The organism is Paenibacillus sanfengchensis (assembly GCF_036864765.1).
Taxonomy (GTDB): domain Bacteria; phylum Bacillota; class Bacilli; order Paenibacillales; family Paenibacillaceae; genus Fontibacillus; species Fontibacillus sanfengchensis.
In genome coordinates this window covers 255,747-272,977 of record NZ_JBAGJC010000008.1, presented here as the reverse complement: position 1 = coordinate 272,977, position 17,231 = coordinate 255,747, and the positions used below count along the sequence as shown (strand labels likewise).

At 54.3% G+C, this 17,231-nt stretch carries 13 protein-coding genes; 6 read left to right on the top strand and 7 right to left on the bottom strand.

The features are described 5' to 3' along the window. Positions 1-47 precede the first annotated feature (47 nt). From chvE to mmsB, 3 genes are read left to right on the top strand one after another with little or no spacing between them, the layout of a single operon-like run. The gene (gene chvE, locus V4U84_RS18540) at positions 48-1,169 is read left to right on the top strand and encodes a multiple monosaccharide ABC transporter substrate-binding protein (protein ID WP_334074374.1); all 1,122 of its coding nucleotides are present in this window, start codon (positions 48-50) and stop codon (positions 1,167-1,169) included. A 16-nt stretch (positions 1,170-1,185) separates the two neighbouring features. Next, entirely contained in the window at positions 1,186-2,718 is a 1,533-nt protein-coding gene (gene mmsA / locus V4U84_RS18535) for a multiple monosaccharide ABC transporter ATP-binding protein (protein WP_334077683.1), read from the top strand. Positions 2,719-2,723: 5 nt separating this feature from the next. Then, on the top strand, positions 2,724-3,887 hold the full coding sequence (mmsB, locus tag V4U84_RS18530) for a multiple monosaccharide ABC transporter permease (RefSeq protein ID WP_334077682.1): 1,164 nt from the start codon (positions 2,724-2,726) through the stop codon (positions 3,885-3,887). Between the two features lie 85 nt (positions 3,888-3,972). On the opposite strand, the gene V4U84_RS18525 is transcribed toward mmsB, so the two are convergent. The 3 genes from V4U84_RS18525 to V4U84_RS18515 form a co-directional block, all read right to left on the bottom strand. Beyond that, positions 3,973-4,881 carry a TetR/AcrR family transcriptional regulator gene (locus V4U84_RS18525; protein WP_334077681.1) on the bottom strand — a complete coding sequence of 303 codons (909 nt, stop codon included), beginning with the start codon at positions 4,879-4,881 and terminating at the stop codon, positions 3,973-3,975. Positions 4,882-4,962: 81 nt separating this feature from the next. Next, positions 4,963-8,094, bottom strand: coding sequence for an efflux RND transporter permease subunit (locus V4U84_RS18520; protein ID WP_334077680.1), 3,132 nt, complete (start codon positions 8,092-8,094; stop codon positions 4,963-4,965). Beyond that, a complete protein-coding gene (locus tag V4U84_RS18515; protein WP_334077679.1) occupies positions 8,091-9,470 on the bottom strand; it encodes an efflux RND transporter periplasmic adaptor subunit in 1,380 nt (459 codons plus the stop codon). Before V4U84_RS18515 ends, V4U84_RS18520 begins: the two co-directional genes overlap by 4 nt. Positions 9,471-9,629: 159 nt before the next feature. Between V4U84_RS18515 and V4U84_RS18510 the strand changes: the two genes are divergently transcribed. Further along, positions 9,630-10,967, top strand: coding sequence for a TolC family protein (locus tag V4U84_RS18510; RefSeq protein ID WP_334077678.1), 1,338 nt, complete (start codon positions 9,630-9,632; stop codon positions 10,965-10,967). A gap of 287 nt (positions 10,968-11,254) precedes the next feature. Here V4U84_RS18510 and V4U84_RS18505 read toward each other — a convergent pair whose 3' ends face one another. The 4 genes from V4U84_RS18505 to V4U84_RS18490 form a co-directional block, all read right to left on the bottom strand. After that, positions 11,255-11,941 (bottom strand): ABC transporter permease, encoded by a 687-nt coding sequence (locus V4U84_RS18505; RefSeq protein ID WP_334077677.1) that lies wholly within the window; start codon positions 11,939-11,941, stop codon positions 11,255-11,257. Further along, the gene (locus tag V4U84_RS18500) at positions 11,934-12,857 is read right to left on the bottom strand and encodes an ABC transporter ATP-binding protein (RefSeq protein ID WP_334074295.1); all 924 of its coding nucleotides are present in this window, start codon (positions 12,855-12,857) and stop codon (positions 11,934-11,936) included. The genes V4U84_RS18505 and V4U84_RS18500 overlap by 8 nt, the downstream gene beginning before the upstream one ends. Positions 12,858-13,038: 181 nt before the next feature. Beyond that, positions 13,039-13,992: a sensor histidine kinase gene (locus V4U84_RS18495; protein ID WP_334077676.1), complete on the bottom strand. Its 954-nt coding sequence runs from the start codon at positions 13,990-13,992 to the stop codon at positions 13,039-13,041. Further along, the gene (locus V4U84_RS18490) at positions 13,974-14,678 is read right to left on the bottom strand and encodes a response regulator transcription factor (RefSeq protein ID WP_334074293.1); all 705 of its coding nucleotides are present in this window, start codon (positions 14,676-14,678) and stop codon (positions 13,974-13,976) included. Before V4U84_RS18490 ends, V4U84_RS18495 begins: the two co-directional genes overlap by 19 nt. A 142-nt stretch (positions 14,679-14,820) precedes the next feature. Between V4U84_RS18490 and V4U84_RS18485 the strand changes: the two genes are divergently transcribed. After that, entirely contained in the window at positions 14,821-15,390 is a 570-nt protein-coding gene (locus tag V4U84_RS18485; protein ID WP_334074292.1) for a TetR-like C-terminal domain-containing protein, read from the top strand. A gap of 172 nt (positions 15,391-15,562) precedes the next feature. Beyond that, positions 15,563-17,143, top strand: a complete 1,581-nt coding sequence (locus V4U84_RS18480) for an oleate hydratase (protein ID WP_334077675.1) — start codon at positions 15,563-15,565, stop codon at positions 17,141-17,143. Positions 17,144-17,231 lie beyond the last annotated feature (88 nt).

Sequence of the window (17,231 nt, the reverse complement as noted above, 5' to 3'; positions counted from 1 at the left end):
GCGAATGCGAAATTGTATTCCATTCCACCCAAGGGGGAGATCGAATGATGAAAAAATGGACGTCTCTGCTTCTGGCCTGCGCCTTGCTGGCCTTATTGACCGCCTGCGGCGGGGCGGGAGGCAAAACGGAAAGCGGGCCCGGCGGGAGCTCCGGATCAAGCGGCGGCTCCGGCGGGGAAAAGGGGACGGTCGGCATCGCCATGCCGACGAAATCCTCGGAGCGCTGGGTCAATGACGGAAACAACATGGTCAAGGAATTTGAGAAGCTGGGCTACGGGACGGACTTGCAGTATGGCGAGGATGTGGTGGAAAACCAGGTTTCGCAGATCGAAAATATGATCACCAAGGGCGTCAAAATCCTCGTCATCGCCTCCATTGACGGAGCGGCGCTGACCGATGTGCTGCAGAAAGCCCATGATGAAGGGATCAAGGTCATCGCCTACGACCGCCTGATCATGAACAGCGAGCATGTGGACTATTACGCCACGTTCGATAACTTTAAGGTCGGCGTTCAGCAGGCCTCTTATATTGAGGAAAAACTCGGGCTTAAAGAGGGGAAGGGCCCGTTTAACATCGAGCTGTTCGGCGGATCGCCGGACGACAACAACGCCTATTTTTTCTTTGACGGAGCCATGTCCGTACTTCAGCCTTACCTCGATTCCGGAAAGCTCGTCGTCCGCAGCGGTCAGACGAAAATGGAACAGGTGGCCACGCTCCGCTGGGATGGGGCTACCGCTCAGTCGCGGATGGATAACCTGCTAAGCGCCCACTATGCGACAGAAAACGTGGACGCCGTCCTTTCGCCTTATGACGGGATCAGCATCGGCATCCTGTCCTCCCTAAAAGGCGTCGGTTACGGATCGGGCGACAAGCCGCTGCCCATCGTTACCGGCCAGGACGCCGAATTGGCTTCCATCAAGTCGATCCTGGCCGGGGAGCAGACGCAAACCGTATTCAAGGACACGCGGGAGCTGGCGAAAAAGGCCGTCGCCATGGCGCAAAGCATCCTTGAGGGCACGGAGGCCGAGGTTAACGATACCGAAACCTACGATAACGGAGCTAAAGTGGTGCCCTCCTACCTCCTGGAACCCAAATCGGTGGATAAAGACAACGTGAAAAGTGTTCTGGTCGAGAGCGGCTATTACACCAACGAAGAGCTTGGCCTTTGAGGCGGGGTGACGACCGATGAGCCAGCATATTTTGGAGATGAGAGGCATCACCAAGACCTTTCCCGGCGTCAAAGCGCTGTCCCAAGTCCATTTGCAGGTTCGGGAAGGCGAAATCCACGCGCTCTGCGGGGAGAACGGAGCCGGAAAATCTACGCTGATGAAGGTGCTCAGCGGCGTATACCCTTACGGCACGTATGAGGGCGACATTATTTTTAAAGACCAAACCTGTGAGTTCAAAGATATCAAGCAAAGCGAGAGCCTCGGTATCGTGATTATCCACCAGGAGCTTGCTCTGATTCCTTACCTGTCCATCGCGGAGAACATCTTTCTCGGCAACGAACAGGCTAATAGAGGCATCATCAACTGGCACGAAACGACGGTACGGACCAGGGAGCTGCTTGAGCGCGTCGGCCTCCGGGAGTCTCCGGTCGCTCCGGTGCTTCAGCTTGGCGTGGGCAAGCAGCAGTTGGTGGAAATCGCCAAGGCGCTGTCCAAAAAGGTAAAACTGCTGATTTTGGACGAACCGACGGCCGCGCTGAACGAGGCCGACAGCGAAAACCTGCTTAGGCTGATCGTCGAACTGAAGCATCAAGGGATCGCTTCGATCCTCATCTCCCATAAGCTGAATGAAATCGAAAAAGTGGCTGACGCTATCACGATTCTCCGCGACGGCCAAACGATCCAAACGCTGCGCATGGAAGAGGAGCCGGTTACGGAGGACCTGATTATCAAAGGCATGGTCGGCCGCGATCTGACACAGCGCTATCCCGAGCGGACGTCCAAGCGGGACGGGGAGACGATTTTCGAGGTGAAAGGCTGGGAAGTCAGACACCACCAGCAAGCGGACCGCAAGATCCTGGACGATATCCACCTGCATATCCGCCGCGGTGAAATCGTAGGCATCGCCGGGCTGATGGGCGCCGGGCGGACCGAGTTGGCGATGAGCCTGTTCGGCCGCTCCTACGGCAGGTATGTGCGCGGGCAGATCTTCCTGCACGGCAAAGAGGTTCATTTGACCGATATCGCCACGGCTATCCGCCACCGCCTCGCTTATGTGACCGAGGACCGCAAACAATACGGGCTCGTGCTGATCGACGATATCAAGCGGAACATTACACTGTCCAACCTTGGCAAACTTTCGCGGTTCGGCATCCTTAACGAGAAGGAAGAAGTGCTTGTCGCCGAGGACTACCGGCGCAGGCTGAACATCAAGACGCCGGGCATCTGGCAGAAAACCGGCCATCTCAGCGGCGGAAATCAGCAAAAGGTCGTGCTGAGCAAATGGATTTTTACGGAACCGGAAGTGCTGATCCTCGATGAACCGACACGCGGCATCGATGTCGGCGCCAAGTATGAGATTTACTCGATCATCCATCAACTGGCGGATGAAGGCAAAGGCATTCTGTTCATTTCGTCCGAACTGCCGGAAATTCTCGGGATGTGCGACCGAATCTACGTGATGAGCGAGGGCCGGATTACGGGCGAAGTCAAGCGCGAAGAAGCCTCGCAAGAGGTGCTGATGAAACTGATGACACGGGGAAGGGGGTAACCGGAATGCAAGCGATCGGCGAACTTTTTAGAAAAAATATCCGGCAATACGGCATGATTATCGCGCTGGTCTTCATTACGGTATTATTTCAAATTTTGACGGATGGGATTTTGCTGAAGCCGCTGAACATCACCAACCTGATCTTGCAGAACAGCTATATCCTTATCCTGGCCATCGGGATGGTGCTGGTGATCATTACCGGGCATATCGACTTGTCGGTCGGCTCCGTCGCCGCCTTTATCGGCGCCCTGGCCGCCATTATGATGGTCGATATGCAACTCCATCCTTTCGTCGCGGTGATTCTCTCGCTGCTGATCGGCGCGCTGATCGGCGCCTGGCAGGGCTTTTGGGTCGCTTATGTGAATATCCCGGCGTTTATCGTCACCTTGGCCGGGATGCTGCTCTTCCGGGGCTTGACGATGATCGTGCTGGGCGGCCAGTCGATTGCGCCGTTTCCGAAGTCTTTTCAAAAAATCAGCTCCGGTTTTCTGCCCGACTGGCTCGGGGGCGGCTCCCTTCACGTACTGACCCTGGTGCTGGGCATCCTCCTCTCCCTGCTCGTCGTCTGGCAGGAGTACCGGGAGCGGCGGACCCGGATCAAGTACCGGTTCGAGGTGCAGGCTTTGTGGATCTTCGGCCTCAAACTGGCGGCGCTCGTCGTCGTGCTTAACCTGTTTACCTACGTGCTGGCCACGTATCATGGGATTCCCAATATTCTCGTCATCCTGTTCTTCTTGATCGTGATCTATTCCTTCGTGATGAACCGGATGATCGCCGGACGCCACATTTATGCGCTCGGCGGCAATGAGAAGGCCGCCAAGTTGTCCGGCGTTAAAACGAAAAAGGTCACGTTCTGGGTGTTCGTGAACATGGGAGCCTTGGCCGCCCTATCCGGCCTCATCTTTGCGGCCCGGCTGAATTCCGCGACGCCGAAGGCCGGCACGAACTTCGAACTCGACGCCATAGCCGCCTGCTTCATCGGCGGCGCCTCGGCCACCGGCGGGATCGGCACCGTCTATGGCGCGATTATCGGAGGACTGGTCATGGGGGTCATGAACAACGGGATGTCCCTCATCGGTCTCGGCGTGGACTGGCAGCAAGGAATCAAGGGATTGGTGCTGCTGCTGGCGGTCGCCTTCGATATTTACAACAAATCCAAAACCCAGTGACTCTCGTCCGCGCAGAAGATCAAAACGCCAAAAAGCAAGTCTCCTTTCGCCTTGCACGGCGTTAAAGGGACTTGCTTTTTGCTTCTCAAAGCGGCTGCCCATCCGGCTCGAACAAAAAGGCCCGCAGCTTGGCGCATTCTTCGCGCAGGTCTTCAAGTTGTTCGAGGTAAATCAGCAGTGCCTTGAATACCACGCTCTCCGTCAAGGAGTCGTTCAACTCCGTTCTCATCTTTGCGATCGCTTCCAGATAATCTTCCTTTTCCGTTTCGTTCAGCGAATCGTGATTCTTCACTATGAGTTCCATCTGGTGGAACGATTTCTGCAGTTGACGGAAACGCAGCACCGGGGTCATCTCCTCTGAGCGGCAGTTCATCACCCAGGAAGGGGTTTCGAACAAAAGCGGCATTTCGGGCTTGCGGATTTTCCACCCCTCGACCAGGACGCCAATCACGTTTTCCACATAGGTTGCCAACCTGTAGCAGTGCTCACGGGAAAGGTTCGGGCCAACCACCCGAATGTAATCCAACAGCAAACTGCTGGCGATAAAGGTCACATCCGTCGCATAATCCTCGACCTCTTTCCCGTACAAATCGAGGATACTGTCCTGGAACCACATAAACAGTTTGCGTTCAATGACCATAAAGGCGTTCTGGATATCTTCATTTTCATAAAGCGGAATCAGCGGCTCGACAAACAATACCATGTAGGTCCGGTGGTTAAAAATATACTCCAGAAAAATCACGATCAGCTTGATAATCCGGTTGTTTTTCGACAAGCCGGCTTTTCGGTACAGCTGGTGAACCTTACCTTCGAGTTCCTCGGAGAGCATCGCCATCGCGGCCAGCAGCAGATCCTCTTTTCCGGGAAAATACTTGTAAAGGGACGGTTTGGTCATCCCGCAAGCCTTCGCGATTTCGTCCACCGTCGTAAAAGCATATCCTTTCTCCGCAAATAGCCTAATCGCTGTCTGAATGATTAGGGTTTTCTTGTCCACAGTACCTGGTCCTTTCAATTTGGATTTCCGCCAAAAAGGCCGAACCGGGAAGAACTCCCGGTCCGTTCATGGAAGATGGATCTACATGGAAAGCGGATTCTGCGGCACATCGGTGCCGGGTTTAACGCCGGACTTGTTCGCTTTACGCTCCTGGCGCTTGATTTTGTAGAGCGCTACAACCATATAAAGCGAAGGAACAACGACCAGGGTTAAGATCGTCGAGAACATCAGCCCGAAAATAATCGTGTATGCCATAGGCCGGAACAGGATGCTTCCCGAAATAGCCAGCGGCAGCATCCCGATGATCGCGGTCAGCGACGTGAGCAGAATCGGCCGGAACCGGGCGGCGGTGGCCTCGATGATGGCCTCCTTCAATTCCACGCCCTCCCGGCGGGCTTCCTCGATGAACTCGATCAGGACAATGCCGTTCCGTACGACGATACCGGCCAGGGAGATGATGCCCATGATGCTCATGAAGCCGATTGAGGAACCGGATATGAAGATCCCGATCACCCCGCCCGCGGCGGCCAGATAGACCGTCGTCATAATGATAACCGGTGCCGACAACGAATAGAATTGCACTGTAATCAGGAGCAGAATCAGGAAGACGACGATAATAAACAGGCTGCCCAAATCGGCAAAGATTTCCGACTGGTCGGAGGTTTCCCCGCCAAGCTCCCAGGTATAGCCGTCCGGGAATGGCATATCCGCCAGCATGGCGCGGATTTCGGTGTTCAGCTCGGTCGCCGTTTTTCCCTTCGCATCCGCCTCGACCGTTACGGTCCGCACCAGATTGTAGTGCTGAATTTTCTGGATGGCGAAGGAAGGCTTCAATTCCGCAATTTGCGACAGTGGCACTTGCATCCCCTGCGCGTTCGTTATATTCATCTGCTGGAACAAATCGCTGGGGTCGCCGTTGTTATTTTTCATATAGAGGTTAACATCAATGATCTGTTCGCCCGTGTCAAAGTCGCCGATATCCAGCCCGTCCCCCATCAGGCGCAGCGTCTGGGTCAGTGTCTTGTAGTCCACGAGGTGCTGGTTCATCGCTTCCTTGTCGACCTCGAACTCCAGGGTATAGCTCTGGTTTCCAAAGTTGTCCTTGATTCCCGTGGTCCCTTCCACTTTGGCGATCTTCTCTTTTACCTGCTGGGACAAGGACTGCAGCTCATCCAGATCCTCTCCGGCGATCCGGATCGAGACGGCCGCGCCGACCGGTATCCCCATTCTCGGGATGTTCAGGGAAATCTTCGCCGCCGGATACTGCTTCTCCAATGTCTTCTGCCACGTATCCACCGTCTCCTTCAAATCGAACTCGCCTTCCTTGCCCACGACGGCAATTTGGCCGACAGTCGGCGACGAGCTTACCATGTTGGTGATATCGGAGAACAGCTGCGGCGCCTTGCCTCCCGCGGCGTAACTGACCAGCTCCGCTTCCGGCTGTTTGCGGACCCACTCCGCGATGCTGGAAACGGTGCGTTCGGTTTCCTGGAAGGAGGTGCCGACAGGCAGCTCCACATTGATGTTTACGTTCGGATCCTCGGCCTCGGGGAACAGGTCCACCGGGGTGAGCAGCGCAAAACCGAACGACGCGGTGCCGATCAAAAGGCCGGCCAACGCCGTGAGCAGCGGTCTTTGCAGCACCTTCGGGATCAGCTTCCCGGAGTACGCCCGGGTCATGGATTGAATCTGCCTGCCGAGCAGGCCGGGCGGCTTAGGCTCGCCCCCGTTCCTGTTCTTCTTGCTTCTCCGCTGCTCGTGCCATTCCCGGAAAATCGGAATAATCGTGAGCGACATCAACATGGAAGCCAGCATCGAGCTGGAGATGACGATCGGGATCGGCTTGATAAAAGAACCGATGTCGCCGGTCAGAAACAGCAGCGGCGCGAAGGCGAAGATCGTCGACAGTGTGGCCGTCAAAATGGAAACGGCGACTTCCTTTGCGCCTTTGACGGAAGCGATCGCCGGGCTTTCCCCCAAGTCGCTCAGCCTGCGCTCGATATTGTCGTTGACGACGACGGCGTCGTCGACCAGAATCCCGAGCACGATGATCAGGCCCACGATGGAAATCTCGTTCAGCGAAACGCCGGTGATCGGCAGAACGATCAGACCGAGCGCGATGGAGATCGGAATCGCCAGCGCCACGAAGGCCGATGTCAGCAAGTTTAGACCCAGCGTACAAACGATAATAACCGCGATAATCGCGATCAGCATCTCCCGGGACAAGTGGCTGAACATCTCGTTAACGACTTCCAGCTGAGCAAAGGCGTTGGTAAACGTCACATGTTTCGGCAAATCCTTGGTTAATTCATCTAACTTGGCCGTGATGGCCTTATCCATGGAAGGCACGTCCGAGCCCGTCTGCGCGTTCACATTGATCAAAAGGGCGGGCTTTCCGTTGTAATAAGGCAAATAGTCCGCTTCCGCCTGGGTCACCGCCACTTCGCCGACATCCTTCAGATAGACCGGAAATCCGCTCTGCGTGCGCATAATCAGCACATCGTTCAGCTCGTCGACTTCCTCGATACTACCCACCAGGAGTTGATAATTCCGGCTGTCGAAATCCAGATCCCCCAAAGGCACCCGCTCGTTCATGGCCTGAACGGATTGAACGACCTTTTCCCACGGAATGCCGTACTGCTGCAATTTCTGCATATCGATTTGCATCCGTACTTCCCGGTCCGGAAGGCCGCCGAGTTCAACCCCGGCTACCCCCTGCACCGTGCGAAGCTGGTCGCGCCATTGAATCATCGTATCGTTGAGGGCATAAAGCTCCTCCCGGGTGTTGGCGTAAATGACGTACGAGCCGACGAACGCCGATGCCAAATCGTCATTGACGACCGGCTGAAGCGCCTCGACGGGCAAATCCGCCGCGGCGTCCTGCACGTTTTTGCGCAACTGATCCCAGGTCTTCTCGGCGTCCGCGTCGGCATAGGCCTGAACCGTAATACTGGAATAACCGTTGCCCGAGGTCGATATGACCGTATCGACGGTCTCCACTCCCTTAATGGCCTGCTCCAGCACTTTGGTCACGGATTGCTCCACTTTTTCCGGGGAGGCCCCAGGGTATACCGTGGTCACGAGCGCCGTTTTGACCACGGCGTCGGGCATATCCTGTCTGGCCAGCCCCGTAAAGCTGTAGACGCCGAACACAATCAGCATGGTGAAAAAGAGCAGCGTGATTTTGCGTTTTTTGACGAAAAATTCGATCATGGGGTCACGTCCTCCGAAGCCGCGATGGCATCGCCGTCAAACAGCCCGTCGGCTCCCGCCCTGACAATCACATCGCCTTCCTTCAGACCGGCGGTGATGTGAAACCGGTTGTTGCTGATTTCACCGCCCAGCTCCACCGGCGTCTTCACCGCCTTGCCGTCCATGGCGCGGAACACATAGGGCTCCTGGCCGTTGCTGATGACCGCCCCGGCCGGAACCAGAATCCCCTGTTTCCCGGCGGACTGACGTCCGGCCTTCACGACTTGCCCCGGGAACCAGTCCTTCTCCGGGTTCGGCACGCTCACCTCCACGGAAATCGTGCCTGTCCCCGCATTCGTCTGGGGATAGATCCGAATGACCGAGCCCGTCCGGGTTTTGCCGGATTGCTCCAGGTCGACCTTCTGCCCGACCTTCCAATCGCCGATCCGATCGTCGGGAACCGGGAGCATTACCTTAAGCGCCTGCGTCGAACCGATGACGAAGGCCGGCGAACCGGCTCCGGCCGTTTGGCCGACGAACACGTTTTTCTCCAGCACCGTGCCGGAAATCGGAGCGGTCAGCTTCGTTTTCGACAGGGCCAGTTCCGCCTGGGCTTGGGCCGCCAAGGCGTTCTTGTAACCGGCCTGCGCTTGCGCTTCCGCCGCCAAAGCCGACCCCCTCCCGGCCTGCGCCTGATCTACCGTCGATTTCGCCGCCTGTACCTGCTCATCCGTCGCGCCTTCGGTGGCCTCCGACAAAGCTTGCTTTGCGTTATCCAGCGTAATTTCCGCATTTTTCAGCTGAACCTGGGATTTCTCATGGTCGTCCAGCGAAATCAGACCTTCCGCGTAAAGTTTACTGTACCGCTCCGCGTCGGCCTTTACTTTGTTGTAGGCTTCCTCGGCTTGCTTTACGCCGTTCTGCGCTTGAGCCAGTTGCTGCTGGCTGGCGCCTTTTTCCACCGCGGCGAGATTGGCCTTGGCGGCCTGAATCTGGGCTTCCGCGGAAGCGATCCCCGCTTTGGCCGCATTCAACTGCCCCTCGGCCTGCGCCACCCCGCTCTTGGCCTGGGTCAATTGGATTTGTGCCAGCTCCGTGTCAAGCTCCGCCAGCACGTCCCCCGCCTTGACCGTGTCCCCGACTTCAACCCGCGTTTTCTTGACCTCGCCTCCAGCCTGGAATGAGACCGTCGCGGAATCATCGGACTGAAGCGTGCCCGACAAATCATATACTGTATTCAAAGGTTCCTTCTTGACTTTGATGGTTTTTACCGCAACCGAATCGCTTACCTTGTCGCTTTCCGCCGCCGCTTTCTCTCCGCCCGTTCCCGAGGAACATGCGGTGATGGACAGCGTTAATAAAGCTGCCGCAAAAAGATATGCCCAGCGTCCTTTCATCAGGTTATTCTCCTCCTCCGTCTAACTCCCCGGTTATTTTTTTAACTCCAAAGTAACCCAGTCGGAACAAGGTTGTCAAGCGACGACCCTGCCATTGATTTTCGGAATATCGATGTGTTAGCATGGGAAAATGAAAGAAGTATGGGGAGGGAATTTTTGATGAAAAAGGAAGCTGCCGCACTGGTCCTGTCGCTTGCTCTGCTGACCGCCGGCCCCGTTTCCGCGATGGCCGCCGACGGCGATACGACCCAAACGGGTCACCACGCGGAGACGGGAGAGAAGCTGAAAACGTCATTTGTCGATTCGGGGAACCTGGTCTCGATCAAGCATTGGGATCTCGATACGATCATCAAGCGTGCTATCGACAATTCTTATAATTTGTCGCTGTTGAACATGAAGCTGACCGCGTTAAAGCAAAATGAGAGCAATTTAAAAGACCAGAAGAAAGAGCTGGATAAGGCGAAGATGGATACGGGCTCGGGGAGCTATTCATTGCCGACTAACCCGGACGAAATCATGAAAAAGTACTTCCCGCCGGACCAAATGCCAACTGAACCGCCATTATGGCTGGGGCCCGTGATCGAAACCAACACCGTGGTCAACCAAGTCATGAACGGGGTAGGCGGCATCGCTTCCGCCCTGAACAAACAGCTCCAGAGCCAACGCGAACAGCTGGAGCAAGGCTTGGAGAAGTTGAATACGGAGCAATCCAACACCCTTCTCGATCTGGAGATGGCCAAGGACGGAGCGGAGCTGCAAATCACCTCCCAATATGTCCAGCTCCTGTCCCTGGACAAGCAAATCGAGCTGGCGGAGCAATATCTTGAGCTGCTCAAGCGCGATGAGCATAAGGCCTCCGTGTTGCAGGAAGAAGGACTGGCCAGCTCGGAAACCGTCATGAACGCGCAGCGGGCCATCAGCGACCAGGAAGAGCAGTTGGAGTCCTTGAGGGCAAACTACCAGCTTGCCCTGATTCAAATGTGCTTCGATCTGGGGATTGTCTACGACCCGGAGATTGCGCTGGAGGATATCGAATATACCCCTCAACCCGTCACCCGTAAGGATACCGAGGCGTTATTGGAGAATTCCTATGATATGAAAAAACAGTGGAACGCCATCGTCCAGGCGAAGAATGAAGAGTACGGCACCGATGCCGCCAACGATCATCAGGAGGATTACCTGAACACGATGACGCGAATTTCGGAGCAGCAGGCGGAGCAAACCCGCGTCGAGCTCAGCAAAAAAATCAGCAAAACCTACAGCGACGCCGATACCGCCTACCGGGCTTATCGGACCGCCGAGAAGGACCTGGCCGAGGCGAACCAGGATTATACCCACATGGAAGCCCGCTTTAACAACGGACTCGTTTCGCATTATGATTTTTACAAATACGGATTCACCCTTACCCAGCAGGAACTCGCGCGGGATTTGACGCGCCTGCAGGTGTACATGGCCAACAAAGCCGCGCACAAAATGGAGGAAGGGCTGATCAATTAACGGGAGTTCCTCCCGATAATTCACCAGTTTTGCTCCCTTCACCTCCATTTAGCTGGAATTTCTCCCGCTAATTCGAGTCTCGCCGCCTAAACTCGTCTTCCCGCCGTAAATTAGCGGGAGTTTTTCCAGCTAATTCATTCCACGCCCCCGATCTCCCACAAATAACGGGAGAAATTCCCGTTATACTTCTTACATCGGAGGTCAACAAAGCCACCAACGGACGCCGCAGTGCCCTCGTCAAACGTCAAAGGCCCCCAGCTGTCGAGCAGCCAGGGGCCTTCTCTTTTTTAAACTACATCCTTCGTATCCGCGTTCCGGATCGCCAGGTACGCAACAACCAGACCAACCGCCGCAATGGCCGCGGGGATTACAACGATGCTGCTCAGTGTAAATTCCGTCCCGTTGTTGGCATTCAAAACCGCCGCGACGAGGATGGAGGAAACGATCGTCGTAGGCACCGAGTACTTTCTCATCCCGAAATAAAGCGGGATGAGGGCGATACAGCTGTACATCGCCGAGTTTACCAGAAACCTGACACCATGTTCGACCAGGAGTGAAGTCGGCAATTCCCCCGGGATAAAATGAGCGAAGCTATTATAAATATAGAATCCCGAAAAGACAATCACGCGGCCGATGATGCCAAACAGAAATGTAAACAGGACCACGATAATGAGTTTGGCCGTGAGCAGCTTTTTACGCTGCAGCGGGTACATGAAGAGCACGGTGATGGACCGGGTTTTGTACTCGTCGATAATGAACTTCGACAAAAGCACGGAAGCAAAAACGATAAACGTTATTGAAGTAGTAGCGTCGATGATCCCCAATACATCTTTGTAACTGGCAAACGCTTTCTCGTGGGCGTCATAATTCACGGCGATGACAAAAGCCATGATCAAAAATGACGCGATAAACCCGCCCAGGATATTCCCTGCGATTTTAAATTTCCGTAATTCCAGCTTGATCAAATTAAGCACTCAGATTCCCTCCATTCAAAAGACCCAAGAAATAATCCTCCAGCGAGCTGCTCTTCTTGTGGATGGACTCGATGACCACATCATGCAGCACCAGCGTTTTGGTCAGCTCGTTTTGCTGGACCTTCGGGTCATAGACGCGTACGGTAACCTCATCGACCACCTTCAGATTGGACACATTCAGATGATTCGTCAAAATAAACGCCGCTTTTTTGCTGTCGCCGACTTTGAGCTCAATATAATCCGTATTCCGCTCACGGACGCGATCCATCGCGACTTCCTCGATCAATCGGCCATGGTTGATGACGCCAATCGTGTCGACCATCTGCTCCATCTCGCCCAAAATGTGACTGGACACCAGCAGTGTCATGCCGTATTCCTTGGAGAGCAGCTTGAACAAATCGCGGATTTCCTTGATTCCGACCGGATCGAGCCCGTTAATCGGTTCGTCCAGGATGAGGAGCTCCGGCTTCGTTAGGATCGCCCGGGCAATCCCCAGCCTCTGCTTCATGCCGAGGGAGAAATCTTTTACCGGCTTGTGGTCGATATTTCGCAGGTTGACCAGCTCCAGCGCTTCATAGATCGCTGTTTTGTTGTAGTAGCCCATATATTCGCAGTGCAGCTCGAGGTTCTCCCTAGCCTTCAACTTGTCGTAAAATATGGGATATTCAATAATCGTTCCCATACGGCCAAGCATCTGGTACGATTTCGCCGTCAGCTTCTCCCCGAAAATTTCAATTTCCCCGCCCGTCGGCTTCACCAGGTTGGTGAGCATTTTCATGACGGTCGTTTTGCCCGCTCCGTTCGGCCCCAAAAATCCGTAAATTTCACCCTTCTTCACGTTCATGCTTACCTCGGACACAACTTCCCTGCCCTGAAACACCTTCGTCAACTGAACCGTTCTCAGAATAAAGCTCATCGTATCTCTCCTTTAGGTCTTGCCTTCCTCGTGATCTGTTTTTCACTATACTTTTATAGTAAAGCCTCTTTCGGTCCTGATTATTAATCAAATCTTACTTGTTTCTTAAGTTGACTTGCATCGGCAAAAAAAGCCTATAGATGCAGTCATACCCTGCGTGTCTATAGGCTGAACCTACGGTTCAATAGCGAAACGGCCTCAGGCCTACGGTAAAAATCGTCTTCTCGGAGGGCCGGCTATAGAGCCGGACGTCCCCTCCCATTTGCTGGGCGAGCCGCTTCGTAATCGTTAACCCGAGGCCGCTGCCCTGATAAGCCTTGTTCCGGGAATCCTCCAGCGTATACATCCGCTCGAACACCCGGCTCTGGTGAATTTCACCGATTCCCTTCCCGCGGTCCCATACGTCGATGCAGACCTGATTCTCTTCCACCCTTAAAGTCAAACCGATCACGTTTCCGTCGCCCCCGTACCGGATCGCGTTCGAAATCAAGTTGTCCAGAATCCGGTCCAGCGCGTTTTCGTTGGCGTAAGCATAAATCGGCTCCTCGGGGATCGAGAGATTGACCTCAAAACCTTTTCCCGTCAGCACCTCGTAAAAAGCGAGCATATTCCGCCGGCAAACCTCATTCATCTGCACCCGGGTCAGCGGCACGGGCTGATCTCCCGCCTCCAGCTTCGCCAGATCAAAAAATTGCCGGATCATCTCAAGCACTTCATTGGCCTTGCGGTGAACCTTGCGCATCAGCTCCATTCTCTCGGCCTCAGGCATGCCGGGATCCAGTTCCATGGCCTCCAAATAGCCGAGAACGACCGTAAGCGGGGTTTTCAAATCATGGGAGATATTGGACAACATTCTTCGGATCGACTGCTCGGTCTCCGCCCGCTCGGCTAAAATTCGCTGGTTCAGCTCCAGCACCCGGTTGATATCCGTGAGAAGCAGCCGAAGCTCGGGGTCTTCGGTAAAGAGCAGCAGCTTGGTACCCGAATCATCGGCCAGAATCCGATCCAGTTTGCTGTGGATATGCCCAAGCTGCTGGGATCTTCTTCGGTTGGCAGCATGCAGCCTGTATACCCATCCCGCCAATATTAAAATTACGCCGATCAGCACGCCGTAAATCATTCCGCAACCGTCCATTTATAGCCGATTCCCCAAAGGGTTTGCAAATATTTCGGGTCGGAAGGGTCCTGTTCGATTTTTTCCCGCAGCCGGCGGATGTGGACATTGATGACGTTGTCATCGCCCAGGTAATCATCGTTCCAGATGAACCCGTAGATTTGCGCCTTTGTGAACACGCGGTTCGGATTCCGCAGGAAAAGACCGAGGATTTCGGCCTCCTTGGCCGTCAGCTTAATCTCCTCCCCGTTCCTGCGGACCAGGTAATTTTCCAAGTCCACGGTTAAACCGTTCGAGACGACGACCGTCTCCGGCTTCTCCCCGGACTCGCGCCGGGCATACAAGGTCGCCCGGCGGATCGCCGCCTTGATCCGCGCCGTGATTTCGATCAACGAAAAAGGCTTGGCGATGTAATCGTCCGCGCCGAAGCCGAGGCCGATGGCCTTGTCGACATCATTGTCTTTGGCGGACATGATCAGAATCGGAACGGCACTGGTTTCGCGCACAATTTTTATAACCTCCATCCCATCCAGCTTCGGCATCATCAGATCCACCACGATCAAATCAAAGCTCTCGTTCCGAAACAAAGTCAGCCCGTCTTCTCCATTGCTCGCGGACCGGATGACGTAGCCCTCTTTGGTTAAATAACCGGCCAGCATATCTATAATCGAAGCATCGTCTTCTATCAGCAAAATTTTATGCGGCACGCTTGCCCCACCCCATCTCTCAAACTCCTACCATTATACACGATGAGAGGGAACCAACGGCCGTTTTTTGAGAATGGCGAAGAGGGGCGTATAATGAAAGGTGTGTGATTGCTGTAAAATTTTACAGATACAGGTGATGTCGATGTCGAATTCCCAGCTCACCAAAAAAGCGTTGGCCGCTGCTCTAAAGAACCAAATGAATACGACTCCCTTGAGCAAAATTACCGTTAAGCATCTGGTAGAGAACTGCGGTCTGAACCGCCAAACCTTTTACTATCATTTTCAGGATATCTATGAGCTGCTGGGGTGGATCTATCAAACCGAGGCCGTCGATACCATTGCGGCTTACCGCAGCTACGATACCTGGCCGCAAGGACTGCTCAAAATATTCAAGTACATCGAAACGAATCGGAGCTTCTGCCTGAACACCCTCCATTCCTTGGCACGCGATCATCTCGACACCTATTTGTTCGCCGTAACCAATCGGCTGATCATGGGCGTCGTTCAGGAGGTCTCCCGCAACAAGCAGGTAAGTGACGAGGACAAAAAGTTCATGGCTAATTTTTATACGCTGGCATTTACGGGCCTGGTGATCCAGTGGATGGGGGAAGGTATGGTGACAGAACCGGAGTTGATCATCGAACGGCTGACGCGACTAATGGAAGGAAACTTCGAGCGGGCCCTTCAGCGTTACGAAAATAGCCACCGTTAAAATTTGCGCTCCTGTCAGTCCAAGGCCGATGGCGTCGTTTTCTCTAGACAATCCCGCGTGAGTGTCCAAAAATTAAACACATGCGTTCCTTTGTTGATTCTCAAGTTTGGGGAGGCGTACTACATTAAAATTGTTCCTACAAGAACAATCCCTTTTTGTGGAGGCGACAGATATGGCAGAGGAAAAGAACGGCAAACAGGTGTATTTTGTCGGCGGCGGTATAGCGTCATTGGCGGGAGCAGCTTTTCTGGTACGGGATTGCGGCTTCTCAGGTGAACAAATTCACGTGCTGGAAGAAATGAAAATCCTCGGCGGAAGCAACGATGGCGCAGGGAACGAACTGCAAGGCTACGTAATCCGCGGCGGCCGGATGCTGAACGATGAAACCTACGAAAATTTATGGGATTTGTTAAGCACCATCCCTTCCCTGGATCAGCCCGGTCTGTCCATACGGGAGGAAATCATAGCTTTTGATACAGCCCATCCGACTCATTCCAATGCGCGGCTGGTCAACAAGGAGGGGCAGGTCGAGGACGTGACTTCCATGGGCTTCGACATGGCCGACCGGATGGCCATGGCCAAGCTGATTATAACGCCTGAAGACAAGTTAGGCACAGCCCGAATTAACGACTGGTTCGGCCCGCATTTTTTTGAAACCAACTTCTGGTTCATGTGGGCGACCACCTTCGCTTTCCAGCCTTGGCACAGCACCGTCGAGCTGAAAAGATATATGATCCGGTTTATGCATGAATATCCTCGAATCCATACGTTGGAAGGTGTCACGCGTACGCCATACAACCAATACGACTCGATTATTCTTCCGCTGCACAAGTATTTGGAGGAGCATGGCGTGGATTTCACGCTGAAATGTACGGTAACGGATTTGGATTTTAAAGAAGGGGATGGTATTACCGTAACCGGCATTCACTATTCCAAGAACGGAACGGAGCAGGTGTTGGAGCTGGGTGAGGGGGATCTGGTGATCGTCACCAATGGCTCCATGACGGAAAGCTCAAGCTTGGGCTCCATGACATCGGCCCCTGAGCTGCTGGGGAAGGGAAGCTCCTGGAAACTGTGGGAGCGCATTGCGGCCAAAAAACCGGGATTGGGGAATCCTTCTCCTTTCGCCGATCATATCGAAGGCTCCAAGTGGGAATCGTTCACGGTGACCTGTCAGGACTCCCGCTTCTTCGATCTGATGGAGGCGTTCTCGCGCAATAAAGCCGGTACGGGAGCGCTCGTCACGTTCAAGGATTCGAGCTGGTTCATGTCCATCGTGCTCGCGCATCAGCCGCACTTCCGCAATCAGCCGGAGCATGTGAAGGTCTTCTGGGGGTATGGCTTGTTCCCGGATCGGGTCGGGGATTATGTAAAAAAGAAGATGAGCGATTGTACGGGGGAAGAAATTCTGACCGAGCTGCTGCATCATCTTCATTTCGAAAAGGATATGGATGCCATTCTGGCTTCCGCGAACTGCATTCCTTGCATGATGCCGTTCATTACGGCCCAATTCATGCCTCGGGCGATAGGCGACCGGCCCAAAGTCGTTCCGGACGGCTCCACGAACTTGGCCTTTATCAGCCAATTCTGCGAAATTCCGGACGATGTGGTGTTCACCGAGGAATATTCCGTTCGGGCAGCCCGTATTGCGGTTTACACGCTGCTCGGCCTGGATAAGCCCATTGAGCCGATCAACCAATACCAATACGACGTAAGAACATTGCTGCAAGGCTTCGTCACTTCATTCCGGTAAACAAAACCTTAATCAAAGATCAATTAATGGATGCACCACACAAAGAGCTGCGTCCCTGCATCGGACACAGCTCTTTGTCATCCGCTAT

Bases quoted from the DNA above. Each gene is read 5' to 3' on its own strand.
- V4U84_RS18520 (WP_334077680.1), bottom strand. From the start codon at position 8,094: ATGATCGAATTTTTCGTCAAAAAACGCAAAATCACGCTGCTCTTTTTC.
- V4U84_RS18485 (WP_334074292.1), top strand. From the start codon at position 14,821: ATGTCGAATTCCCAGCTCACCAAAAAAGCGTTGGCCGCTGCTCTAAAG.
- V4U84_RS18510 (WP_334077678.1), top strand. From the start codon at position 9,630: ATGAAAAAGGAAGCTGCCGCACTGGTCCTGTCGCTTGCTCTGCTGACC.
- V4U84_RS18480 (WP_334077675.1), top strand. From the start codon at position 15,563: ATGGCAGAGGAAAAGAACGGCAAACAGGTGTATTTTGTCGGCGGCGGT.
- V4U84_RS18500 (WP_334074295.1), bottom strand. From the start codon at position 12,857: ATGAGCTTTATTCTGAGAACGGTTCAGTTGACGAAGGTGTTTCAGGGC.
- mmsA (WP_334077683.1), top strand. From the start codon at position 1,186: ATGAGCCAGCATATTTTGGAGATGAGAGGCATCACCAAGACCTTTCCC.
- mmsB (WP_334077682.1), top strand. From the start codon at position 2,724: ATGCAAGCGATCGGCGAACTTTTTAGAAAAAATATCCGGCAATACGGC.
- V4U84_RS18495 (WP_334077676.1), bottom strand. From the start codon at position 13,992: ATGGACGGTTGCGGAATGATTTACGGCGTGCTGATCGGCGTAATTTTA.
- chvE (WP_334074374.1), top strand. From the start codon at position 48: ATGAAAAAATGGACGTCTCTGCTTCTGGCCTGCGCCTTGCTGGCCTTA.
- V4U84_RS18515 (WP_334077679.1), bottom strand. From the start codon at position 9,470: ATGAAAGGACGCTGGGCATATCTTTTTGCGGCAGCTTTATTAACGCTG.